The sequence below is a fragment of the Aeromonas sp. 604443 genome (assembly GCF_049170315.1).
In the GTDB taxonomy this organism is placed as follows: Bacteria; Pseudomonadota; Gammaproteobacteria; order Enterobacterales; family Aeromonadaceae; genus Aeromonas; species Aeromonas veronii_A.
Genome location: NZ_JAAKMI010000007.1, coordinates 86,343 through 109,429 on the forward strand (window position 1 = coordinate 86,343; position 23,087 = coordinate 109,429).

The window sequence follows — 23,087 nt, forward strand, 5'->3', positions numbered from 1 at the left end:
TGGTGACGGTTCTTCGAAGAATCAGGCGACGCGGCGGAACACGTGGGTATCGTTAAATTCCTTGGTGCTCTGGCATTCGACGCAGAAACGGGACTCTGGACGAGCTTGCAGCCGCTTGAGAGAGATCTCGTCACCACAAGATTCACAGTAACCGAAATCTCCATCGTTCATTCGCTTCAATGCGCCCCTCAGCTTGCGCAGGTGCAGCTTGTCGTGCTCGATGCGGTTCAGCTCCAGACGGCGGGCTTCCTCGATACTGGCACGGTCAATTTCATCGGCCATCTCGTTGGTGTCGGTGGCGATGGCCTGGCTGGCCTGGGAGTTCAGGCGCTCTTCGAGCTCGGCGATCTGCCGCTCGATCTGCCCCTTGTAAAAGGCCAGTTGGTCTTCAGTCATGAAATCACACATACGATTTACTACCAGTCAGTTTACTAACCCAATTATCCCTGTTTATGGGGGCTGTCTGCCTGCAGACCAAGCCCTTCTCGTCTGATTTGCACCGTTTTCATGCAAGAGAGTGCAAATCAGGGCGGGCCTTGTACCAAAAAAAAGCAGCCAAGCAAAGCAAATAGGACAGGGATTGTGCGCCTTTGCAAAAAAATGGCCCCTTTAGCGGCTGATCTGACGGGATCTGACATCTGGTTTTGGCCGGTTGGCACCGGCTTTGCACTGGGGAGAGGCGAGACCACGAGTGTTTAGTATTTGGTGCCGACTTGGTCATTATATGCGCCGTTATTTATAGTTTTTTAAACACCACTGCTTGACATTACCCCTGATAGCGGGCTTTTATGGTGGTGTTGATTACAATTTGATAACAAGGGTGTTCCATATATTAGACACCCTTGCCAATGGCAACCGTAGAGTCGGGGTTTAACATGGACAGTATCAAGGGCTGGATGGAGAGCAATCGCATCACGGAAGTGGAGTGTCTCTTCCCTGATTTCACCGGCAACGCCCGGGGCAAGATCATCCCAGCCAACAAGTTTTTGCGAGAAGGGGGCATGCGTCTGCCCGAGGTGATCTTCACCCAGACAGTGACCGGCGAATATCCGGATGACGACAGCATGATCGATCCGCTGGAGCGGGACATGCAGCTCTATCCTGACCCCAACACCATCCGTTTCGTCCCTTGGGCGCTGGAACCTACCGCTCAGGTTATCCATGACTGTTACGACGTCAACGGCAAGCTGATCGACATTGCACCTCGCTCCGTACTGCGTCGGGTTCTGTCATTTTACGAGGCTCAGGGCTGGAAGCCGGTGGTGGCGCCCGAGCTGGAGTTCTATCTGGTCACCCGCAACGAAGACCCCGACTATCCGCTGATGCCGCCGGTAGGGCGCAACGGCCGTCCCGAGACAGCTCGCCAGTCCTTCAGTATCGATGCGGTCAACGAGTTCGATCCCATCTTCGAAGACATGTATGACTACTGCGAAGCGCAGGAGCTGGAGGTGGATACCCTGATCCACGAGTCCGGTGCTGCCCAGATGGAGATCAACTTCCTGCACGGGGATGCCATCGATCTGGCGGATCAGGTGTTCCTTTTCAAGCGCACCATGCGTGAGGCGGCCCATCGCCACGGCATCTACGCCACCTTTATGGCCAAGCCGATGAGCAACGAGCCGGGCTCCGCCATGCACATCCACCAGAGTCTGGAGGATATGAACGGTCGAAATCTGTTCGGTACCCCGGATGGCGGCAACTCCGAACTCTTCATGCATTTCATCGCAGGTCTGCAGAAGTACACCCCGGCGGTGACAGCCCTGCTGGCTCCCAATGTCAACTCCTACCGCCGCCTCACCTTCGGTGAGAGCGCGCCACGCAACGTCCAGTGGGGTGTCGAGAACCGCACCTGTGGTCTGCGGGTACCCTTCTCCGACCCGAGTGCCCGCCGGGTGGAGAACCGCTTCGCCGGTGCCGATGCCAACCCCTATCTGGCGCTGGCCGCCACCCTGGCGTGCGGCTATCTTGGCATGATGGAGAAGCTGGAGCCCATGCAGGAGATGAAATCCAGCGCCTACGACCTGCCCTACAGTCTGCCCCGCTCGCTGGAGGAGGCGCTCAGCCATCTCGAACAGTGCGAGCCGATCAAGGAGATGTTGGGGGAGCGCTTCACACGCGCCTTTGTCGCGGTCAAACGCAAAGAGTACGAGACCTACTTCGGGGTGATCAGCCGCTGGGAGCGAGAGTTCCTGCTGCTGAACGTCTGACCCGGATGCGTGCCGGCCACGCATCGTCCGAATCGGGGAGGCAGGCTGCCTCCCCTGCCTGTAACCGGTAATACGGGATGGAGGAGTGCCTCCGCCTGAGGATGGTTGTGAGCGGAAGTTGGCTCGCCACCGCTCTGGTTGCATGGTTGATAACAGTTTTTGGCTCGAATTGAAGGATGTGAGGAGCAGGCCGTGCCGCAGTCCACGCGAAAGTGGCAGTGATTGCGGGAGTGGCAGCCCTCCTGATGATTGACGAACAGAACCAGCTAAATCGAAGGAACCGAGGAGCTAACAATGCAACAGACTACCCGTGAGTGGCAGCAGCAGGATGCCAGCCACCACCTGCACCCCTTTACCGACTTTCAGGCCCTGAACAAGAAGGGCAGCCGTATCATCACCAAAGCCAGCGGCGTTTATCTGGAAGACTCCGAAGGCAAGCGCATTCTGGACGGCATGGCGGGGCTCTGGTGCGTCAATATGGGCTATGGTCGGCAGGAGCTGGTGGATGCCGCCACCCGTCAGATGCAGCAGTTGCCCTACTACAACCTCTTCTTCCAGACCGCGCACCCGCCGGTGATCGAGCTGGCCACCTTGCTGGCCGAAGTGACGCCATCCCATCTCAACCATGTCTTCTTTACCGGCTCCGGCTCCGAGTGCAACGACACCGTGCTGCGGATGGTGCGCCACTACTGGGCCAGCAAGGGGCAACCGGAAAAACAGGTGATCATCAGCCGCCACAACGCCTATCACGGCTCCACCGTGGCGGGGGCGAGTCTGGGTGGCATGAAAGGGATGCATGCCCAGGGTGGTCTGCCCATTCCCGGCATAGTGCACATCGACCAGCCCTACCACTTCGGTGAGGGGCAGGGGATGAGTGCCCACGAGTTTGGGCTGGAGAGGGCCCGTCAGCTGGAGCAGAAGATTCTGGAGCTGGGGGTGGACAAGGTGGCCGCCTTTATCGGCGAGCCGATCCAGGGGGCGGGCGGTGTCATCATTCCGCCTGACAGCTACTGGCCGGAGATCCAGCGCATCTGCGATCACTACGGCATTTTGCTGATAGCCGACGAGGTGATCTGCGGCTTTGGCCGTACCGGCCACTGGTTTGCCAGCGAAGGGTTTGGCATCAAGCCGGATCTGATGTGTCTGGCCAAGGGGATTACCTCCGGTTATCTGCCGCTCGGCGCTGTGATGGTGAGTGACCGGGTTGCCAAGGGGCTGGTGGAAGAGGGGGGCGAGTTCAACCACGGCTTCACCTACTCGGGCCATCCGGTCTCTTGCGCGGTGGCGGTGGCCAATATCCAGCTTATGCAAAAGGAGAGCATAGTTAAGCGAGTGCATGATACCATCGGCCCCTATTTGCAGCGCCGCTGGGCAGAGCTGGCTGACCACCCGCTGGTGGGTGAAACCCGTGGCCGCGGGCTGGTCGCCGCCCTGGAAATCGTCCAGGACAAGCAGACCAACCGGCGTTTCCCGGCCCATGCCAATGCCGGGATGACTTGCCGGGAATTCTGTTTTAACAATGGCTTGGTGATGAGGGCGGTAGGCGATACCATGATCATATCGCCCCCCTTGGTGATCACCGAGGAACAGGTTGATGAATTGGTCAAGCTAGCCAGGCTCAGTCTGGATCTGACGGCTGCAAAGCTGAAGGGATAGCTGCCGCCAGGCAGGTTGGCATGCGCATACAATTTGCTTAGGAGACAAGGATGATGTCTTTCAAAACGGGAGTGATCGCTGCCTCTGTGGCTCTGGTCATGGCAAGTGCCGGAGCAATGGCTGAAGAGAAGGTGTTGCACGTCTACAACTGGAGCGACTATATCGCCCCGGATACCCTGGAAAACTTCCAGAAGGAGACGGGCATTAAGGTGGTTTATGACGTGTTTGACAGCAACGAGGTACTGGAAGCCAAGTTGCTGGCTGGTAAATCCGGCTACGACATCGTGGTGCCGTCCAACCCCTTCCTGGCCAAACAGATCAGGGCTGGCGTGTTCCAGAAGCTGGACAAGTCCAAGCTCTCCAACTGGCAAAATATGGATACCGACCTGCTCAAGGCGCTCGACCCGAGCGATCCGGGCAACCAGTACTCCATCCCCTATCTGTGGGGCACCATCGGTTATGCCTACAATGCCGAGAAGGTGAAGGCCGTACTGGGGGCCGATGCGCCGCTCAACTCCTGGGATCTGGTGTTCAAGCCGGAGAACATGGCCAAGCTGAAGGAGTGCGGCGTCTCCTTCCTCGACTCGCCGACCGAAATGTTACCGGCCGCCCTGCAATATCTGGGCTTCAAACCGGATAGCCAGAAGCCGGACGAGCTGAAGAAGGCCGAGGAGCTGTTCCTCTCCATCCGTCCCTATACCGCCTATTTCCACTCCTCCAAGTACATCTCGGATCTGGCCAACGGCAACTTGTGTGTTGCTGTCGGTTACTCCATGGATTTGCAGCAGTCCAAGGCGCGGGCGGCGGAAGCCAAAAATGGCGTGGCACTGACCTACACCATTCCGAAAGAGGGGGCTGGCAGCTTCTTTGACATGATCGCCATCCCGGCGGATGCCAAGAACGTCGAGGCGGCCCACACCTTCATCAACTATCTGATGAAGCCCGACGTGATCGCCAACATCACCAATCAGGTGCAGGCGCCTAACGGCAACAAGGCGGCGACCCCGCTGGTTGACGAGGCGATCCGTACCGATCCGGGGGTTTATCCGGACTCTGCAACCTTGCAGAAGATCTACACCTTCCCGGATCTGCCGGCCAAGGTGCAGCGTCTGATGACCCGCAGCTGGACCAAGATCAAGTCCGGTAAGTAAGTAACGAATACCCCTCCCGGTCCGCAGTTCGGCCGGGAGGGTAGTGATGCCATCCATCCGGATGGGCCGCGCGAATGGATGCGCAGACGGTCAACCACTGAACAGGAGAACTGACACCGTGAATACAACCAGATTGCTAACCATAGCGCTGACCATGGGATTGGCGAATGCAGTCCAGGCAGCCCCTGTGCTCCATTTCTACAACTGGTCTGACTATATCGGCGAGACCACCCTCAGCGATTTCCAGCAGGAGACCGGGATCAAGACCGTCTATGACGTATTTGACTCCAACGAAACCCTGGAAGGCAAGTTGCTGACCGGACGGACCGGTTACGATCTGGTGGTGCCCTCAAATAATTTCCTCTCCAAGCAGATCAAGGCGGGGGCTTTCCAGAAGCTGGACAAGAGCTTGCTGCCCAATCTGGCCAACCTGGATCCCGTGCTGCTCAAGCAGCTCGAGAAGGTGGATCCGGGCCATCAGTACGCAGTGCCCTATCTGTGGGGAACCAACGGCATCGGCTACAACGTCGACAAAATCAAGGCAGTGCTGGGGGTCGACAAGATCGACTCCTGGGCGGCCATCTTCGAGCCGGAAAACATGGAGAAGCTCTCCCGTTGCGGCGTCGCCTTCCTCGACTCGGCAGACGAGATGATCCCGGCTGCCCTCAACTACCTTGGACTGAACCCCAACAGCCAGGACGCGGCCGATATCAAGCGCGCCGAGGCGCAGTTGCTCAAGGTGCGCCCCTATGTGGCCTACTTCCACTCCTCCAAATACATAGGTGATCTCGCCAACGGCGATATCTGTGTGGCAGCGGGCTTTTCCGGCGACATCTTGCAGGCGGCAGCCCGTGCCGACGAGGCAGGCAAGGGGGTGAAGATTGCCTACAGCATTCCTAAAGAGGGGGGCAATCTCTGGTTCGACATGATGGCGATCCCGTCTGATGCCACCAATGTCAAAGAGGCACATGCTCTCATCAACTATGTTCTGCAGCCCGAGGTGATCGCCAAGGTCAGCAATTATGTGGGCTATGCGAACCCCAATGCCAAGGCTGGCGAGTTCATGGATGAGACGGTGCGCAATGATGAGGGGGTTTATCCGCCTCAGGCTGTGCTGGAGCGGCTCTATGTGCAGGAGGCACATTCCCGCGCGGTACAGCGTCAAATCACCCGGAGTTGGAGCAAGATCAAGTCCGGTACCTGACCTTGGTGCCCGCTCTGGGGCGCCAAATCGCTTTTATGGATTGGCCGTGAGGCCAGTATCACGTTAGGGAGTTTGGTAATGGCGATAGCCTCCAGTGCCTACAAGAAAGCCCTTGAGGGCAGCCAGCAACGCAAAGAAGTGCTGGTAAAAATAGACAGGGTTAGCAAGCAGTTCGATGAAACCCTGGCGGTCGATAATGTTTCCCTGAATATTCACAAGGGGGAGATCTTCGCCCTGCTGGGAGGATCCGGTTCCGGTAAATCGACCTTGCTGCGGATGCTGGCAGGGTTCGAGCGCCCGACCGAAGGGCGTCTGTTCCTCGACGGGGTGGATATCACCGATATGCCCCCCTATGAACGCCCCATCAACATGATGTTCCAGTCCTACGCCCTGTTTCCCCATATGACGGTGGCACAGAATATTGCTTTCGGTCTCAAGCAGGATGGCCTGCCCAAGGCCGAGATCGACGCCCGTGTCGAAGAGATGCTCAAGCTGGTACAGATGACCCAGTATGCCCGTCGCAAGCCTCACCAGCTCTCCGGTGGCCAGCGCCAGCGGGTAGCGCTGGCCCGTTCGCTGGCGAAACGTCCCAAGTTGCTGCTGCTTGATGAGCCGATGGGGGCGCTCGACAAGAAGCTGCGCTCCAAGATGCAGCTGGAGCTGGTGGAGATCATCGAGCGGGTCGGGGTTACCTGTGTCATGGTGACCCACGATCAAGAAGAGGCCATGACCATGGCGGAGCGGATCGCCATCATGCATCACGGTTGTATCGAGCAGATCGGTAGCCCGATGGATATCTACGAAACCCCGGCCAGTCGGCTGGTGTGCGAGTTCATCGGCAACGTCAACCTGTTCGACGGCCTGCTGGTGGAGGATGAGCAGGACCACGCCATCATCGCCTGTGCCGATCTGGAGCAGCCCATCTATGTGGGCCACGGGATCAGCTCCCGTGCCGAGAACAAGAAGGTGACCTACGCCCTGCGGCCGGAGAAGCTGCTGATGAGCCTGCAAAAGCCGGCCGAAATCGAGCATCCGGACTTCAACTGGACCAAGGGCGAGGTCTATGACATCGCTTATCTGGGCGGACACTCGGTGTACCACATCCAGCTGCCCTCGGGCAAAATCGTTCAGGCTTTCATCGCCAATGCCGAACGCCACGGCAAGCGGCCAACCTGGGATGACCAGGTGTTCCTCTACTGGGAAGATGACAGCGGCGTGGTGCTGCAATCATGAAGATCTTGCAACGACTGAAGCGGGGCGGAGGGCGCCGGCTGGTGATCGGCATCCCCTTCTTCTGGCTGTTCCTCTTCTTCCTGCTGCCCTTTGTCATAGTGGTAAAAATCAGTTTTGCGGAAGCGGATGTGGCGATCCCGCCCTACACCGACGTGGTGAGCTGGGCCGACAATCAGCTCACCATCCTGCTCAATATGGGGAACTACCTGCTGCTGCAGGAGGATGAGCTCTATATCGCAGCCTATCTGGGCTCCCTCAAGATGGCCTTCGTCAGCACCCTGCTCTGCCTGTTGATTGGCTATCCGATGGCCTACTCCATCGCTCGGGCCAACAAGGAGACCCAGACCGTTCTGCTGTTGCTGATCATGATGCCGACCTGGACCGCCATTCTGATCCGGGTCTATGCGTGGATGGGGATCCTCAGTAACAACGGCCTGCTCAACAGCGTCTTGCTGGGGATCGGGCTGATTGACGAACCGCTGCAGATCCTCAATACCAACCTGGCGGTCTATATCGGCATCGTTTACTCCTATCTGCCCTTCATGGTGCTGCCGCTTTACGCCAATCTGGTCAAACACGATCAGAGCCTGCTGGAGGCGGCCTCCGACCTAGGGGCCCGCAACCTGACCCGTTTCTGGCAGATCACTGTGCCGCTCTCCAAAAACGGCATTATCGCCGGCTGCATGCTGGTGTTTATTCCGGTGGTGGGGGAGTTCGTTATTCCGGAAATGCTGGGTGGCCCGGAGACCCTGATGATCGGTAAGGTGCTATGGCAGGAGTTCTTCAACAACCGCGACTGGCCGGTCGCCTCTGCACTGGCGGTGGTGATGCTGGCGGTGCTGATCATTCCGATCATCCTCTTCAACCGTAACCAGGCCAAAGAGCTGGAGGGCAAGGCATGATGAGACGTTTCGGTTTTGCCAAGCTGATGCTCTGGCTTGGGCTGCTGTTTATCTACCTGCCCATGATCATCATGGTGATCTACTCCTTCAACGCCTCCAAGCTGGTGACGGTGTGGGGCGGATGGTCACTCAAGTGGTACTTCGGCCTGCTCGACAACAAGCAGCTGATTGGATCCGTGTTCCGCTCGCTGGAGATCGCTTTTTACACCGCGATCGCCGCGGTGGCGCTGGGGACGGTGGCGGCATTCGTGCTGACCCGAATTCCCCACTTCCGTGGTCGCACCCTGTTCGGTGGCATGGTGACGGCACCGCTGGTGATGCCCGAGGTGATCACCGGTCTGTCGCTGCTGCTGCTGTTCGTGGCGATGGCCCAGCTGGTGGGATGGCCCGCCGAGCGGGGCATGTTGACCATCTGGATCGCGCACACTACCTTCTGTACCGCCTACGTAGCCATCGTTGTGTCGGCGCGGTTGCGGGAGCTGGATCTCTCCATAGAGGAGGCGGCCATGGATCTTGGCGCCAAGCCGTGGAAGGTGTTCTTCCTGATCACCATCCCGATGATCGCCCCCTCGCTGGCAGCAGGCGGCATGATGTCGTTCGCCCTGTCGCTGGATGATCTGGTGCTGGCGAGCTTCGTCTCCGGCCCGGGCTCCACTACCTTGCCGATGGAGGTCTTCTCGGCGGTACGGCTCGGGGTGAAACCCGAGATCAACGCGGTAGCCAGCCTGATCCTGCTGTCGGTATCGCTCTTTACCTTCGGCAGCTGGTATCTGATGGCCAAGGCGGAGAAGCGCCGTCGCGCCGAGATCGCCATGAGCAACCAGATGCAGGCAGTCGCCTGACTCGTCAGATGATAAGATCCGCCTACTCTCGTCAATCCGGAGGATGAGTATGCGGATCTCCTTTTTCAGTGGTCGTGGCACCGAGCTGGTGCCCGGCCTCACCAGCGCCATTCACAAGCAACCGATCTCTGCACCAGTTCGCTGTACCTTTGCCGGTCTGGAAGGGGATGAGCAGTGTGACACGCGCCACCACGGTGGCCCGGATCGGGCGCTCCACTACTATCCGGCCGATCACTATCTCTGGTGGCAGACCTGGCAAACCGCGCTGGGCTTGCCTGCGCCACGTACAGCCTGGCAACCTGCCGCCTTTGGCGAGAACCTCTCCGGTCTCGGGCTGACCGAGGTGCAAGCCTGCATTGGCGATGTCTATCGACTCGGCGAGGCGCTGATCCAGATCAGCCAGCCGAGATCCCCCTGTTTCAAGCTCAACCAGCGCTTTGGCTATGGCCAGATGTCGCAGGTGATACAACTGAATGGCCGTTGTGGCTGGCTGCTGCGGGTGCTGGAGGAGGGGAGGGTGTCGCCGGAGTCGGCCATGGAGCTGGTAGACAGACCCTATCCCGAACTGACGGTGAAGCGCACGGCGGATATCCTATTCAATCAGGTGCGCAATGAAGCGGATCTGCTGATGTTGCTGGAGAATCCGGCCCTTTCCCCCAACTGGCGCCAGCATGCAGCCGACTGGCTGGAGCATGGCACTGTGGCTGACTGGCAGCGCCGTCTGCTGGGACCGGCATCCCTGCGCCTGGCCTGACAGTCGGTTACCGGAATGTCACCAGCTGGCTGCAGCCCGGTAAACGGATGAAAAGAGTGCTGAATAGTTGAGCGAACAGCACTTTTTTTCCTGCAAAATGCAAAAAAGGCTTGTGTCAGGTCTGGGCTTTCGGTAAATTCCCGTCCCGCAGACATCGGTGTGTAGCGCAGCTTGGTAGCGCACTTCGTTCGGGACGAAGGGGTCGGAGGTTCGAATCCTCTCACACCGACCAAATCTAACAAGGGCTTAGCTTCGGCTAGGCCCTTGTGCTTTTCCGGTCCCCCAGTTCTGTGGGGCATTTGTGGGGCATTTTGATTTGCCGCCCTGCTTACCACATCTGTAATTTCCAGTTCTTGGCTCCTCATCAGCAGTTTCCCCTTTCAGGGAAACGTGCTAACTATTTCCTTCCATACAGATTGCCCGACTCGTTGCGGGCCTCAAATGAGCGGCTGATTTCAATCTCTTTGATTATCAAGGTTCGACGGCAGGAAAAGGATCACCAGATATGCAAGGCCAGGAACGGCAATGCCAGGAGTTTTACCAGACTCGTTTTGCTGGATATGTACAGCAGCTTGCCCCATTCGCCGCACTTGATGAGTGCCTTCACGACTTTCTGGATCAACGTCCGAGCGGCAAATACACAACTCGCAATCGTGCTGCCGGACTGGCTGCCGCATCCTTTTGGTGGGAGCCAGTCAATCTTGAAGGTGCTCAACTGGCAAGCTTGGCACTGGGACGTATTTTGCATTTTGAGGATGCTATTAGCACTGCGCTGCTGGATCATCTGGCCGCTCGTCATCCAGATGTATTGCGTTGGGCGATTCGTTACTCGAAGCTGTTTACACGCAGCGATTCACCGCTCTGGCAGCATCTTCGGGACAATCTCGTCAGCAAGGATTGGTGCGAATTTTTCGGCGTCTGTGATCGCTTGCTTGAGCAACTCGAACCATTCGATAAAGCCATCGCACTGGCTGAGTCCCACCTGAAGTCGCTTACGCTATTAGAGCTACTTTCCTATTTGAGCGTGACAGCTTATGGGCAACTTGGTGCCGCTAAGGATAGAGACAGCAGTGCGGAAGATTGGGATGTCTATGATCGGATTATCGCGCGCAAACTGTTGAATTGTTCCGAGCGTGATTTTCAACTGACAGAGGAGGTTCTCGGCCGATCTCTCAAGCGTCATTTGTCGCCACTCCTTTTTCCACAGTCAGGTGTGGGGCGAGAGTGTGTTGCCAACCTCGAATCGGTTGCCCTGCTTATTGCCGCTATGCGCGAGCGAATCGATTACGAGAATTCCATCAATTGGTTCTGTTTTGACAGCGATTGCGGTTACCAGCTCAAGCCGGGACAACCGGTCATCTTCAATAAAACTGATTTGGGCTCACAGCGCTGGCAGCGTACTGAGAGAAAAAGCAGGTTGCTTTGGCACTACTGGATGTACCGCGCGATTGAGCAATTCGCAGCGTCCGATATGGCTGGCGCAATCATAGGGAGGCCGGAAAACCACGAAGCGAATCAGCTAGCTTACATAAAAGCCATTCGCAGTCAGCTCTACCTGCAGACCATTTTCGGGTTGGGTGAGCGGGTCAGACTGAACGATGGAGCTGAGGTAGCCCTGCACCACGCGATATTAGCCAGTGAGCTGACAACCGTGTTCTTCGAGCAGGCATTTCTCCAGCCTTTTCTGCGCTATATGGATGACTCAGGTGTAGCAGTGAAGGCTCTGGGTCAATTGGCTTTTGAAGGACTTGTGCATGGTGAGAACCGCTTTCCCATCACCTGGTCGGAACCGAAAGATAAGATCCGTCGTATTTGTGGTTGGACCGTCAGCCCTGAGCATCCCAAGGGCGACCCCGAGGCGGCCGAAGCCATCCTGAAGTTCTGGACCAGTGATCTGCAGGCTCTATCCGCGCAGATAAGGCAAGCGCCAAGCATACCGTCACCACGACTGTACGAGCGGCCGTTCTACAAGATTGGCCGCTACAGTTTTCAGTTCCCCTGGGTTGCCGGTCAACATAACAATCTGACCGCTGCGGTGAATAACCTGCGTCGTGTTGAACAACGCAGGCCAGCTTTGCGCAGCGAAACGGAGCGTATTGAACATACCCTTGCCGAAGCGCTAAGGCAGAGGGGATTCCACGTCGTGGTGGGCTACCAACCGCCACTGAGTGATGAGCGCGATGCTGGCGAAGTGGACCTGATCTGTCACTTGGATGGGGTTGCGTTGCTGCTGGAGGTCAAGTCTGGCTTCATTCGTTCAACTCGCCATGAAGTCTGGCTGCATCGAACCAATACCCTGCGCAAGGCGGCGAGGCAGTTAAAGCGCAAGCAACCGGTTGTGCTTCAAGCACTGCAAAATGACCAAGGGTTGCGTTCAGCTCTATTGCTGAGTGATGTTAATCCTCTGCCAGCCCTGCATGCCTGGGTTGTGGATACGTCGATTGAATTTGATGGTGAGGTTGTCGATGGGTTCCACGTCGTCTCCCGCGAGATCATGGAGATCGCTTTGCGCGATGAACCGCATTATCTGCGGGAGTTTGAAGAGATGGATGAGGCTGAGGCTGGGAATGAGGTAGAGACTCTGTATGCCGACGGATTCAGTGCGCAAGCTCTTGTTAGGTTGATCGAGTCCGATGGGGTCTGGAGTGACTTGCTTTAGATATCAAGATCACTCAAATATGCTTGCCAGTCATTGGCGACGTCACCATATGTTGATCGGAACTAGTATGGGTTCCAGCGTTCATTCATAAAGCCGCCACCATGTTCGCGGCGATATTCTTCTCTGCGCTGCTCCTCTTCTGGGTCTGGGCGGTCGTACTCACTGTCGAGACTATCGTGGTTTTCCCAATACTCCCGCTCGGCCTCTTCCTCAAGAGTTTCTTCTATCTCGTCCTCGTCGCCGAAATCGTCGATAAGGTCATCATTGTCATTGCCCATTGTGTTCTCTCCCAGTAGGTACAATGCAGAGTGCATTCATAATACTACAGCTAACATTGAATATTTTAGTGTGTTGAGGAGGCACGGGACTCAGACTAACTATCTTTATGGTGGCTCATAGTTTGTACCTTTTGAGCCATCGAGTCAGCCCTTCAAAAATATGGCTCAAAGCTGTTGTTTTTATTGTGAGCCATACCTACATTTAGAGCCATAGATAATGAGCCAAGCAAAGGGGCATATCATGGCAGTGATCGGGTATCTCAGGGTAAGTACGGGTGAGCAGAGCATTGGCGCTCAGCGGCACAGCATTGAGCAGACTCACAAGGTCGAGACTTGGTTTGCTGACGAGGGCGTATCAGGAGCAGTGAAGGCACTGCAACGCCCTGGCTTTGCCGAGTTGTTCAAGTTCATACGCAAGGGAGACACGCTGATCGTTCCTGCGGTAGACCGTCTTGGACGCAATACCATCGACGTGTTAAATACGGTTGAGGCACTTCAAGGCAAGGGCGTTTCAATCATCAGTTTGCGGGAAGGGTTTGATCTGTCAACGCCGATTGGCAAAGCCATGCTGACCATGTTGGCCGCTGTTGCAGAATTGGAACGTTCAAACATCAAGCTCCGGCAGATGGCCGGGATTGCCAAGGCGAAGGCAGAAGGTAAGGCGCTGGGGCGGGAGAAGACAATTGACGATGCTGCCGTTGTCAATTGGCGCAAAGAGAATTCAGCTAGCATCAAGCTGACGGCTGAACACTTCGGGATTTCGCCCGCCAGTGTGAAACGAGCATGTCGGTCTGCGTAATTAGCCATCTATGCAGGTGCTTATTCCTTTGATAACGCTTCAGGTATGTTCCTGCTCAAGTTTTGGACTCATAACTCTCCCATACATCCCCGTATTCATGAGAACATCAGCACCAGTCCTCTTTCAAACCGGAGTGCGCTGTGTCGCCCATTAACAAAGCAACCCTCACCGAAGCCGACATCATCTCCAAATATCTTCTGCCTGCCATCAAGGCGGCGGGGTGGGATGACCTGACCCAGGTTCGCCAAGAGGTGAAGCTGCGGGATGGCAAGGTGGTGGTGCGCGGCCAGATGGCGGCACGCAAGAAGGTCAAATCGGCCGATATCGTGCTCTATCACAAGATGGGCTTGCCACTGGCGGTGATCGAGGCCAAAGCCAACAAGCATGAGATTGGCAAGGGGATGCAGCAGGGGCTCGATTATGCCCGTCTGCTTGATGTGCCGTTCGTGTTTGCCAGTAACGGGGATGGCTTCGTTTTTCATGACAAGACCAATCCTGCCAAGCTGGAATCCGAGATCGCGCTGGAGGACTTCCCCAGCCCCGGCCAGCTTTGGGACAAACTCTGCACTTGGAAGGGTTACACCCAGGCACAGTTGCCTGTCATCAGTCAGGACTATTACTCGGATGGCAGCGGCAAATCTCCCCGCTATTACCAGCTGCAGGCCATCAACAAGACCGTAGAAGCCATCTCGAAAGGTGAGGATCGGGTATTGCTGGTGATGGCCACCGGCACCGGCAAGACCTACACCGCATTCCAGATCATTTGGCGTTTGTGGAAGGCGGGCGCCAAGAAGCGCATCCTGTTTTTGGCCGATCGGAATGCGCTGGTGGAACAAACCAAGCGTAATGATTTTCAGCCTTTTGGCTCGGCCATGGCCAAGGTCACCGGGCGTACTGTCGATCCTGCCTATGAGATCCACCTTGCCCTCTATCAGGCACTCACCGGACCAGAAGAGTCACAGAAAGCCTTCAAGCAGGTCTCACCCGGTTTCTTCGACCTGATCGTGGTGGATGAGTGCCATCGGGGCAGCGCCGCCGAAGACAGCGCCTGGCGCGAGATCCTCGAATACTTCTCATCGGCCACCCAGATTGGTCTCACTGCCACGCCCAAAGAGACCGCAACCGTCTCCAGCACCGATTATTTCGGTGACCCTGTTTATACCTACTCCCTCAAAGAGGGGATCGAAGATGGTTTTCTTGCTCCCTACAAGGTGGTGCGGGTCGATATCGATGTCGATCTGCAGGGGTGGCGTCCCACCAAAGGGCAGATGGACAAACAGGGCAACCTGATTGAAGACCGTATCTATAACCAGAAGGATTTTGACCGCACTCTGGTGATCGACGAGCGTACCCAGCTGGTGGCCGAAACCATCACCAACTACCTCAAGAAAACCGACCCGATGGCCAAGACCATCGTGTTCTGCAACGACATCGATCATGCCGACCGGATGCGACGGGCGTTGGTCAACCTCAACCCCGAGCAGATGGCTAAAGACGAACGCTACGTCATGAAAATCACCGGCGATGATGAGTTGGGTAAGGGGCAGCTTGAGAACTTCATTGAACCGAAAAAGCCCTATCCGGTCATCGCCACTACTTCCGAGCTGATGACCACTGGCGTCGATGCCAAAACCTGCAAGCTGGTTGTGCTGGACCAAAATATCCAGTCCATGACCAAGTTCAAGCAGATCATCGGCCGTGGTACCCGCATCGATGACAAGTACGGCAAGCTCTGGTTCACCATTCTCGACTTCAAGAAGGCCACCGAGCTGTTTGCCGATCCCCGTTTCGACGGCGAGCCGGAGCGTGTCATGGTGATCAAACCGGCAGACATCAACAATCCGGATGAAGGCTTGGGCGATATCATCGGCGATGCCGATCTGCTGCCAACCGATGAACCCGGCGACAATGACGATCCGTTTGCTCCCGGAGTCGATGAACAACCCGGCAGCTACACAACCGGTAGTGATGGTGGCCAGGGCGCAGGCCCGCTGGGTGGCCCCGAGCCCGGGGTCGGCAAGTATTATGTCAACGGCGTGGCGGTCAGCGTCATCGCCGAGCGGGTGCAGTATTACGATGCCGACGGCAAACTGGTGACCGAATCTTTCAAGGACTACACCAAGAAGACCCTGCTCAAAGAGTTTGCCACCCTCGATGCCTTCACCAAACGCTGGCAAGCCGCCGAACGCAAGCAAGCCATCATGGATGAATTGGCTCAGGCGGGCGTGCTGTGGGAGGTGTTGGAGCAGGAAGTGGGCAAGGAGCTCGACCCGTTCGACCTTATCTGCCATGTGGTATACGATCAGCCGCCACTGACCCGCCGCGAGCGGGCCAACAACGTCAAAAAGCGCAACTACTTCACCAAGTACAACGACACCGCCCAGCAGGTTCTTACCAGACTGCTCGACAAGTATGCCGATCAGGGGGTGACCGAGATTGAGACCAAGGATGCGCTAAAAGTCGCTCCCTTTACCGAGTTGGGTCGTCCGCTGGAGTTGGCCAAGAAGGGTTTTGGTGGCCCCAAACAGTTCGAGCAGGCCATCACCGAACTGGAGCAAGAAATTTACCGTGAGCAGCAGAGCGCCTGACGACCTGACTGCTTCTGAACTACCATGCGGCCATTCCAATCATGGCCGCTTGTTTTATCGATCTTCCTGACGCATTCGCCCCTGTATTCGTCACCATTTGTGTAAAAAGCAGAGAATTCCATGTCATCCATCAGCTCAGTTATCAAATCCATTCAGGACATCATGCGCAAGGACGCCGGTATCGACGGCGATGCCCAGCGCCTTGGCCAGCTCTCCTGGCTGCTGTTTTTGAAAGTGTTCGACGCCCAGGAAGAGGAGCTGGAGTTTGAGCAGGATAACTACCGCTACCCCATCCCCGAGCGCTTCCTGTGGCGCAACTGGGCGGCCGATAGCGAAGGGCTGACCGGTGATGCTCTGCTCGATTTCGTCAACAATGACCTGTTCGACAGCCTGAAAAACCAGCCAGCAAATATCGATCTCAACCCCCGTGGCTATGTGGTGAAAGAGGCGTTCTCTGATGCCTTCAACTACATGAAGAACGGCACCCTGCTCAAGCAGGTGATCAACAAGCTCAACGAGATCGACTTTACCGACAGCAGCGAGCGCCACCTGTTTGGCGACATCTACGAGCAGATCCTGCGTGACCTGCAAAGCGCCGGTAACGCGGGCGAGTTTTACACTCCTCGCGCCGTCACCCGCTTTATGGTCAACCGCATCGACCCCAAACTCGGCGAGCGGATCATGGATCCGGCCTGCGGCACCGGCGGCTTTCTCGCCTGTGCCTTCGATCATGTCAAAGAGCACTATGTCGAGACCGCTGCAGACCATCAGACCCTGCAGAAGCAGATCCTCGGGGTCGAGAAGAAGCAGCTGCCGCACCTCCTTTGCACTACCAATATGCTGCTGCACGGCATCGAGGTGCCGGTGCAGATCCGCCACGGCAACACTCTCGATAAGCCGTTGTCGAGCTGGGATAGCGATATCGATGTGATCCTCACCAACCCGCCCTTTGGTGGTACCGAAGAGGATGGCATCGAGCAGAACTTCCCGGCCGATCTGCGCACCCGCGAAACTGCCGACCTGTTCCTGCAGCTGATCATCGAAGTGCTGAAAAAGGGCGGTCGTGCCGCGGTGGTGCTGCCCGATGGCACCCTGTTTGGCGAAGGGGTCAAAACCAAGATCAAGCAACTGCTCACCAGCGAGTGCAACCTGCACACCATAGTGCGGCTGCCCAACGGCGTGTTTGCCCCCTATACCGGTATCAAGACCAATATCCTCTTCTTCACCAAGGGCCTGCCCACCAAGGATGTCTGGTTCTACGAGCACCTCTATCCGGCTGGAGCGAAGAGCTACAGCAAGACCAAGCCGATGAAGTTCGAGGAGTTCGAAGCCGAGATTGCCTGGTGGGGCGATGAGGCGGACGGCTTTGCTGCCCGGGTTGAGAACGAACAAGCCTGGAAGGTCAGCATTGATACGATTATCGAGCGTAACTTTAACCTCGATATCAAAAACCCCCATGTCGGTGAGCAGATAAGCCACGATCCGGACGAGCTGCTGGCGCGCTATGCCACAGAGCAGGCTGAAATCCAGACCCTGCGTGACCAGCTAAAAGCCATTCTGGGTGACGCCTTGGGCAAAGGTGCGGCCAAGCAAGGGGGACAGGCATAATGGCGATCGAGAATCTGATTACCGACCATCTGGATCTCTGGACTGCGGCGGTGCGCCCCAAAAGCAGTGCTGGGCGCGGAACGAGCAGCAAGCTGGAACTCACCGGTATCAAAAAGCTGCGCGAGCTGATCCTGGAGCTGGCGGTACGCGGCAAGCTGGTACCGCAAGACCCGAGCGATGAACCTGCTTCTGTGCTGCTGGAGCGGGTTGCCGCCGAAAAGACGCGGTTGGTGAAAGAGGGCAAAATTAAAAAGCCTAAAGCCTTGCCGGAAATTGGTGAGGAAGATAAGCCATTCGAACTGCCTGAAGGGTGGGAGTGGTGTCGGCTAGATGAGCTATCGCTTACATCTGAGGCTGGTTGGAGCCCGCAGTGCGACAATTCCCCACGCAAAAATGAGCAATGGGGCGTATTAAAAGTCAGTGCTGTTACATGGGGTAAATTTTTAGCTGAAGAAAATAAGGCATTACCTGAGCCACTTGAACCAAAGCCTGAATATGAGGTATTGCCAGGAGACTTCCTTATATCTAGAGCAAATACCGCAGAACTTGTCGCAAGAGCTGTTATAGCCCCCGCTAACACGCCTTGTAAGTTAATGATGAGTGACAAGATAATAAGGTTTCGCTTTTCTCATTTTGTTAACTCAAGTTACATTTGTTTAGCTAATGGCTCTTGCACATCTCGTGAGTATTACTCTCGTGTTGCTGGAGGAACCAGTAGCTCTATGAAGAATGTCTCCAGATTACAGATCCAGAATCTGGTTATTGCATTACCACCATTATCTGAGCAGAAAAGAATACTTGATAATTGTGAGAAGTTAATGGCTCTCTGCGACCAGCTGGAGCAGCGTAGCGAATCTCAGCTGTCGGCCCATCAGACGCTGGTGGAGACCCTGCTGGCGACCCTGACCGACAGCACCGACGCCGATAAGCTGGCGCAAAATTGGGCGCGGCTAAGCACTCACTTCGATACCCTCTTTACCACCGAGGCCAGTATCGACGCTTTGAAACAGACCATCCTGCAACTGGCAGTAATGGGTAAGCTGGTATCGCAAGACCCGAGCGATGAACCCGCTTCAGCTCTACTGGAACGTATCGCTGCCGAAAAGGCGCTGCTGGTCAAAGAGAAGAAAATCAAAAAAGAAAAACCGCTACCTGAGATTAGTGAAAACGAAAAGCCGTTTGAACTGCCGAAGGGATGGGAGTGGTGCAGATTAGGTGCGCTGATGCCACAGTTTCAAAACGGAGCCTCTAGTCGTGGTGATAGTGGAGGTATCCCTATCACAGTTTTAAGGCTGGCAGATATTAAAGATTGGAAAGTATCCCTTGCTGACACAAGAGAATTATCTATCGATTCTAAATCGATTGATAAATACTCGTTAGAGAAAGGTGATACATTAATAATTCGTGTGAATGGTAGCTCTGATATCGTGGGTAGGTTTATTGGTTGTGATGAAAACTATGATGCTATTTACTGTGATCACTTTATCAGAATGCGCTTCTTGGTAGAGGTGTTTAATACTCGATATCTATCTCTACTTGGTTCTAGCAATATTGTTCGCTCTAAGATCGCGGATCTTTTTATCAGTACTGCAGGGCAAAAAACGGTCAATCAAGGCCATATATCTTCGATTGTATTACCACTACCATCGATAACAGAGCAGCATCGCATCGTCGCTAAAGTCGATGAACTGATGACCCTCTGCGATCAACTTAAATCCCGCCTGCAAACCAACCAGCAGACCCAACTTGCCTTGGCCGAGTCGCTGGCGGAAGGAGCCCTTGCCTGATGCCCTACGCTCGCCCTTGGCTTAGCTATCAACAGCAACTGGATCAACTGATTGAGCGCGGTATTACGGTCAGCGACCGGGATGCCGCACTGAGTTATCTGGAGCGCATCGGCTATTACCGTTTAAGCGGCTACTGGTATCCATTTCGCCGCTTTGAGCCTGCGGCTGAGGGTGAAAGCAAACGGGAGACCAGGGCAACCGATCAGTTTTGCCCCGACACCCATCTGCTGGATGCGGTGGAGCTCTATCTGTTCGACAAGAAGCTGCGCCTGCTGGTAGTGGATGCGCTGGAGCGGATCGAGGTGGCCTTGCGGGTCGATCTTGCCTATCACCTTGGCAAGCGAAATACCTTTGCTCACCTCGATCGCAGCTACTTCCACCCCAGCTTTATCCGGCAGCCCGCATTCAGGGGGTGTCACCAGACCCGCTTTGAGGCGTGGATGGATAAATACCGGGGGCTGGTAAAGCGCTCAAAAGAGGATTTTGTGCGCCACTACCATCAGCGCCATGGTGAGGAGCTACCGATCTGGGTGGCGGTGGAGGTATTTGATTTTGGCGCCATCTCGCAGTTGATCGGCATGATGAAGGTGTCGGATCAGCAGCATATCGCCAGCAAATACGGTCTGGACTGGCAGGTGTTTGCCAGCTGGATCTACGGTCTCAGTTACCTGCGCAATATCTGCGCCCATCATAGCCGCCTCTGGAACCGCAACGTGACGACACAGGTGAAGTTGCCCAAGCCCAGAGAGGTAGCGTGGTGCGATTTCCTGGCAAAAGACGATGAGCGGCTTGCCAAGCCATTCGTGTTGCTGGCCATCACACGGCATCTACTCAAGGTGATTTGCCCGAATACCCAGTGGCATCTGCGCCTGCGGGATCATCTGCTGACGTTCCCCACACAAAAGTCGGTGCGCAAGCTGGGGTTGGCAAATATGGGGTACATAGAGAACTGGCAGGAGTGGTGGTAAATCCACCAAATAAGAACCCCAGCGTAAGTTGCGAAGCAACCAAGAGGCCGGGGTCGTGTTGCGGAGAAGAATAGGGGGGAACCTCCATTCAGTCAAACTTTTTTACCCCATTTTGTGACGGATAGAGTGGTAGTCGAGTGGGTATTAAAGCAGGATCTCAAAGGCTCTTCAGCTACGTGAGAGCCTGCTTGAAATATCAATATTACAAGGAGTTGCGATGCTACATGCAATCCTGCATGGCAAGGCTGGGCGTATCGAGCGGGAAGGGGAATCCCTGCGCTGGCGCGACCTGTTTAAAGGCAGCGAAGATCTGCTGACCGCCACCTTCTTCGGCCGTCTGCCCCACCTCTCGGACGGTGCTCTGGGTGCCGTGCTGCGCTTTCTACTCGGTGACAATCCGCTAGACCCGGCCACCTTTCAACGGCTGGAGCTGTGGCCAAAACTGGTATCGCTGCAGGATCGCCGTTATGTCGAACCCGATGTGCTGCTCCACTTTGACGACGCCCTGGTGGTTATCGAGGTGAAGCCCCCGTTCGGTGGTGACCAGTATCGGGAGCAGTGGCTGGCACAGGTCAATGCTGTGGTCAGCGAAGCCGAGTTTGATGACTATGAAGACCGGCTCTATTACGTTGCGCTTGGTAATATCCCTGTCGCCCCGCTGATTCGCCCAGAGCTGCCCGAACGCTTTGTCCAGATGACCTTGCGTGAATGGGATCCACTGCGCCGCTACCTGCAAGCCTCCGACGAGTTTGAATCCTGCCGTCAGGACCGCGCCATTCGCGATGAGTGGCTGCAGGCGTTTGAGTTGTTTGGTATGGCCCCGGTGGTGCCTGAATGGGCGCCGTTGTTTGCCTACGCAGGGCGGCTGGATCTGGATTACGGGGTGATGTCAGAGCGAGAAACTCCCCCACCGGCTGAGCCTACTGGTTGGGCTGCCCTGCTCGACTATGCCGGGACATTGCACCTCTCTCGCCCCGATTTCTCTTTTTTGAATAACTGACTTTGGCTAAGGATGTCGCCATGCAACACGATCTTGAACAGACCACCCAGCTGGTTACCCAACTGCAACAAGCCCACCGACTCGCAGCCGGTTTCTACCAGCGTATCCTCCCGCTATTCGATCAGATCGCCAGTCAGGCGCTGGACGCCGAGTTCTGGTACTGGGATCCCAGCGAAAATAGCCGCCCCTGCCGCTCGGGAACCCGCCCTTCCAGCAGTTGGGCATGGGACTATCTGCCACTGTTTGCTTCTACCCATTGTTACCGTGATTGGGGTGGCGATACGGCCGAAAAGAACGATATCACTCTGGCTTTCCGCCTTTACATTGATAGCGATTTTCGCCATACCTCAGTGCTGCGGGCAGGAGTAAAAGGCCAGCCAGACCCTCTGCAACTTGATGGCCAAGCCATTGTTGAAGTGAGTCTTTTCCGTTGTCTGGAAGATAGCGACAAGCATTTCGATGAGCTGTGGCGCCCGGTGCCTTGGCCCCTTCATCAACCGGATTGGAAGCAAAGTGAGGAGTGCGGCCAGCTCGCCTTGTGCTCCAACCATCTGCCGCTCGCTCAGCTGCTTGCCGATCCTGATGGCATTGGCCGTTGGATCAAAGAGATGAGCCATCGTTGATCCTGTGGTTGGCTTGGGATAGCCAACCTGGTAGAGCCAGATGACTTTACTGGCGGTTTCTCGCCAAAACTTCATCTGGCTCCAGGTAATGAACCGACCGAGTGGGGCCGAGCGGGTTAGGTGGTAAGGGCGCGCTCAAATGCCAGCAGTCTCTCGAATACTTGGTCCGCCCACTCGTCCCGTTTCATCTTCTCGTCCCAAGCAGCCTTGATATAGGCGTCATGCGCCGCTTTTAGCCGCTCATAGGTACGCCAGTGCATTCCTTTTGGTTTTGCCCTATCGCCGTTCGTGGCCCACTCCAGTTTTTTCCGGATCTTCGCTGCTTGTCTTGTTGCCCTGTCTTCAAGATTCTCTCGCTGGCACTCATAAGCCAAGCGTTGGCAATGTCGGCAAGCAAAGCATTCGGCACCAAACAGTTTCGCCACACGTCGTCCACAGTTCAGCTTCGGACAGCGGAACCAGGGCCGCCCTCCACCGAAGTGCAAACCCGTCCACTCCAGATACACGGTCTCTTCAACAACCTGCCACGGGCCATCATCACAACGATGGTGGTAGTTGAGTATCAACCGACCATGGTCACTGCGGATATGAATGCTAGCCTCTTTGCCGCTGGTGAACAGCCACCTCCAATCAATGCTCTGACCAGGGGCCAGCAAGCCCTCGCGATGTAGTCGCCGAACATCGAGCTCCAGTTTGCTACTGGTTGTGTGTTTGCCGCTGCCATACCGCCGCCCGCTTCCGAAGCCACCCATCTGCGACCACCGTTTTTATCTAAATCATTTGGAAACTATACGCGCTGAGCATGGTTTTTTAGACAGGGTAATCAAA

The 23,087-nt window shown here is 56.0% G+C and carries 19 protein-coding genes and 1 tRNA gene; 17 read left to right on the forward strand and 3 right to left on the reverse strand.

Annotated elements, in window-relative coordinates; genetic code table 11:
- Positions 1-21: 21 nt before the first annotated feature.
- The gene (locus G5380_RS11770) at positions 22-408 is read right to left on the reverse strand and encodes a TraR/DksA family transcriptional regulator (RefSeq protein WP_216952650.1); all 387 of its coding nucleotides are present in this window, start codon (positions 406-408) and stop codon (positions 22-24) included.
- Between the two features lie 467 nt (positions 409-875).
- Between G5380_RS11770 and G5380_RS11775 the strand changes: the two genes are divergently transcribed.
- The 10 genes from G5380_RS11775 (at position 876) to G5380_RS11820 (ending at position 12,608) form a co-directional block, all read left to right on the forward strand.
- On the forward strand, positions 876-2,207 hold the full coding sequence (locus G5380_RS11775; RefSeq protein ID WP_005342613.1) for a glutamine synthetase family protein: 1,332 nt from the start codon (positions 876-878) through the stop codon (positions 2,205-2,207).
- 294 nt (positions 2,208-2,501) lie between these two features.
- Positions 2,502-3,863, forward strand: coding sequence for an aspartate aminotransferase family protein (locus tag G5380_RS11780; protein WP_421209216.1), 1,362 nt, complete (start codon positions 2,502-2,504; stop codon positions 3,861-3,863).
- Between the two features lie 53 nt (positions 3,864-3,916).
- Entirely contained in the window at positions 3,917-5,014 is a 1,098-nt protein-coding gene (locus G5380_RS11785; RefSeq protein ID WP_201937706.1) for an extracellular solute-binding protein, read from the forward strand.
- 118 nt (positions 5,015-5,132) lie between these two features.
- The gene (locus tag G5380_RS11790) at positions 5,133-6,218 is read left to right on the forward strand and encodes a polyamine ABC transporter substrate-binding protein (RefSeq protein ID WP_201937656.1); all 1,086 of its coding nucleotides are present in this window, start codon (positions 5,133-5,135) and stop codon (positions 6,216-6,218) included.
- 78 nt (positions 6,219-6,296) lie between these two features.
- Complete coding sequence (gene potA / locus G5380_RS11795) at positions 6,297-7,451, forward strand: polyamine ABC transporter ATP-binding protein (protein ID WP_216952652.1); 1,155 nt, start codon at positions 6,297-6,299, stop codon at positions 7,449-7,451.
- Positions 7,448-8,353 carry an ABC transporter permease subunit gene (locus G5380_RS11800; RefSeq protein WP_216952653.1) on the forward strand — a complete coding sequence of 302 codons (906 nt, stop codon included), beginning with the start codon at positions 7,448-7,450 and terminating at the stop codon, positions 8,351-8,353. The genes potA and G5380_RS11800 overlap by 4 nt, the downstream gene beginning before the upstream one ends.
- Positions 8,350-9,195: an ABC transporter permease subunit gene (locus tag G5380_RS11805; RefSeq protein ID WP_374995764.1), complete on the forward strand. Its 846-nt coding sequence runs from the start codon at positions 8,350-8,352 to the stop codon at positions 9,193-9,195. Before G5380_RS11800 ends, G5380_RS11805 begins: the two co-directional genes overlap by 4 nt.
- Before the next feature lie 49 nt (positions 9,196-9,244).
- Positions 9,245-9,949: an MOSC domain-containing protein gene (locus G5380_RS11810; protein ID WP_201990884.1), complete on the forward strand. Its 705-nt coding sequence runs from the start codon at positions 9,245-9,247 to the stop codon at positions 9,947-9,949.
- Between the two features lie 155 nt (positions 9,950-10,104).
- Positions 10,105-10,181, forward strand: a tRNA-Pro gene (locus tag G5380_RS11815).
- Between the two features lie 273 nt (positions 10,182-10,454).
- Positions 10,455-12,608 (forward strand): nuclease-related domain-containing protein, encoded by a 2,154-nt coding sequence (locus tag G5380_RS11820; RefSeq protein ID WP_421352770.1) that lies wholly within the window; start codon positions 10,455-10,457, stop codon positions 12,606-12,608.
- Positions 12,609-12,670: 62 nt separating this feature from the next.
- On the opposite strand, the gene G5380_RS11825 is transcribed toward G5380_RS11820, so the two are convergent.
- Positions 12,671-12,886, reverse strand: coding sequence for a hypothetical protein (locus tag G5380_RS11825; RefSeq protein WP_130632757.1), 216 nt, complete (start codon positions 12,884-12,886; stop codon positions 12,671-12,673).
- A 241-nt stretch (positions 12,887-13,127) separates the two neighbouring features.
- Between G5380_RS11825 and G5380_RS11830 the strand changes: the two genes are divergently transcribed.
- The 7 genes from G5380_RS11830 (at position 13,128) to G5380_RS11860 (ending at position 22,259) form a co-directional block, all read left to right on the forward strand.
- Positions 13,128-13,685 carry a recombinase family protein gene (locus tag G5380_RS11830; RefSeq protein WP_263085157.1) on the forward strand — a complete coding sequence of 186 codons (558 nt, stop codon included), beginning with the start codon at positions 13,128-13,130 and terminating at the stop codon, positions 13,683-13,685.
- A 140-nt stretch (positions 13,686-13,825) separates the two neighbouring features.
- Positions 13,826-16,273 carry an EcoAI/FtnUII family type I restriction enzme subunit R gene (gene hsdR, locus G5380_RS11835; RefSeq protein ID WP_421352771.1) on the forward strand — a complete coding sequence of 816 codons (2,448 nt, stop codon included), beginning with the start codon at positions 13,826-13,828 and terminating at the stop codon, positions 16,271-16,273.
- Positions 16,274-16,393: 120 nt separating this feature from the next.
- A complete protein-coding gene (locus G5380_RS11840) occupies positions 16,394-17,881 on the forward strand; it encodes an N-6 DNA methylase (RefSeq protein ID WP_421352772.1) in 1,488 nt (495 codons plus the stop codon).
- Positions 17,881-19,668 carry a restriction endonuclease subunit S gene (locus G5380_RS11845; RefSeq protein WP_421352773.1) on the forward strand — a complete coding sequence of 596 codons (1,788 nt, stop codon included), beginning with the start codon at positions 17,881-17,883 and terminating at the stop codon, positions 19,666-19,668. The genes G5380_RS11840 and G5380_RS11845 overlap by 1 nt, the downstream gene beginning before the upstream one ends.
- The gene (locus G5380_RS11850) at positions 19,668-20,636 is read left to right on the forward strand and encodes an Abi family protein (protein ID WP_279491492.1); all 969 of its coding nucleotides are present in this window, start codon (positions 19,668-19,670) and stop codon (positions 20,634-20,636) included. The genes G5380_RS11845 and G5380_RS11850 overlap by 1 nt, the downstream gene beginning before the upstream one ends.
- Before the next feature lie 217 nt (positions 20,637-20,853).
- Complete coding sequence (locus tag G5380_RS11855; protein WP_421352774.1) at positions 20,854-21,636, forward strand: hypothetical protein; 783 nt, start codon at positions 20,854-20,856, stop codon at positions 21,634-21,636.
- A gap of 20 nt (positions 21,637-21,656) precedes the next feature.
- On the forward strand, positions 21,657-22,259 hold the full coding sequence (locus G5380_RS11860; RefSeq protein ID WP_421352775.1) for a hypothetical protein: 603 nt from the start codon (positions 21,657-21,659) through the stop codon (positions 22,257-22,259).
- A 116-nt stretch (positions 22,260-22,375) separates the two neighbouring features.
- On the opposite strand, the gene G5380_RS11865 is transcribed toward G5380_RS11860, so the two are convergent.
- Positions 22,376-23,011, reverse strand: coding sequence for a hypothetical protein (locus tag G5380_RS11865; RefSeq protein WP_335832632.1), 636 nt, complete (start codon positions 23,009-23,011; stop codon positions 22,376-22,378).
- Between the last annotated feature and the right edge of the window lie 76 nt (positions 23,012-23,087).

Excerpts from the sequence above, each read along its gene's own strand:
- G5380_RS11770 (WP_216952650.1), bottom strand. The coding sequence starts at position 408 with ATGTGTGATTTCATGACTGAAGACCAACTGGCCTTTTACAAGGGGCAG.
- G5380_RS11775 (WP_005342613.1), top strand. The coding sequence starts at position 876 with ATGGACAGTATCAAGGGCTGGATGGAGAGCAATCGCATCACGGAAGTG.
- G5380_RS11780 (WP_421209216.1), top strand. The coding sequence starts at position 2,502 with ATGCAACAGACTACCCGTGAGTGGCAGCAGCAGGATGCCAGCCACCAC.
- G5380_RS11785 (WP_201937706.1), top strand. The coding sequence starts at position 3,917 with ATGTCTTTCAAAACGGGAGTGATCGCTGCCTCTGTGGCTCTGGTCATG.
- potA (WP_216952652.1), top strand. The coding sequence starts at position 6,297 with ATGGCGATAGCCTCCAGTGCCTACAAGAAAGCCCTTGAGGGCAGCCAG.
- G5380_RS11800 (WP_216952653.1), top strand. The coding sequence starts at position 7,448 with ATGAAGATCTTGCAACGACTGAAGCGGGGCGGAGGGCGCCGGCTGGTG.
- G5380_RS11805 (WP_374995764.1), top strand. The coding sequence starts at position 8,350 with ATGATGAGACGTTTCGGTTTTGCCAAGCTGATGCTCTGGCTTGGGCTG.
- G5380_RS11810 (WP_201990884.1), top strand. The coding sequence starts at position 9,245 with ATGCGGATCTCCTTTTTCAGTGGTCGTGGCACCGAGCTGGTGCCCGGC.
- G5380_RS11820 (WP_421352770.1), top strand. The coding sequence starts at position 10,455 with ATGCAAGGCCAGGAACGGCAATGCCAGGAGTTTTACCAGACTCGTTTT.
- G5380_RS11825 (WP_130632757.1), bottom strand. The coding sequence starts at position 12,886 with ATGGGCAATGACAATGATGACCTTATCGACGATTTCGGCGACGAGGAC.
- G5380_RS11830 (WP_263085157.1), top strand. The coding sequence starts at position 13,128 with ATGGCAGTGATCGGGTATCTCAGGGTAAGTACGGGTGAGCAGAGCATT.
- G5380_RS11840 (WP_421352772.1), top strand. The coding sequence starts at position 16,394 with ATGTCATCCATCAGCTCAGTTATCAAATCCATTCAGGACATCATGCGC.
- G5380_RS11845 (WP_421352773.1), top strand. The coding sequence starts at position 17,881 with ATGGCGATCGAGAATCTGATTACCGACCATCTGGATCTCTGGACTGCG.
- G5380_RS11850 (WP_279491492.1), top strand. The coding sequence starts at position 19,668 with ATGCCCTACGCTCGCCCTTGGCTTAGCTATCAACAGCAACTGGATCAA.
- G5380_RS11855 (WP_421352774.1), top strand. The coding sequence starts at position 20,854 with ATGCTACATGCAATCCTGCATGGCAAGGCTGGGCGTATCGAGCGGGAA.
- G5380_RS11860 (WP_421352775.1), top strand. The coding sequence starts at position 21,657 with ATGCAACACGATCTTGAACAGACCACCCAGCTGGTTACCCAACTGCAA.
- G5380_RS11865 (WP_335832632.1), bottom strand. The coding sequence starts at position 23,011 with ATGGGTGGCTTCGGAAGCGGGCGGCGGTATGGCAGCGGCAAACACACA.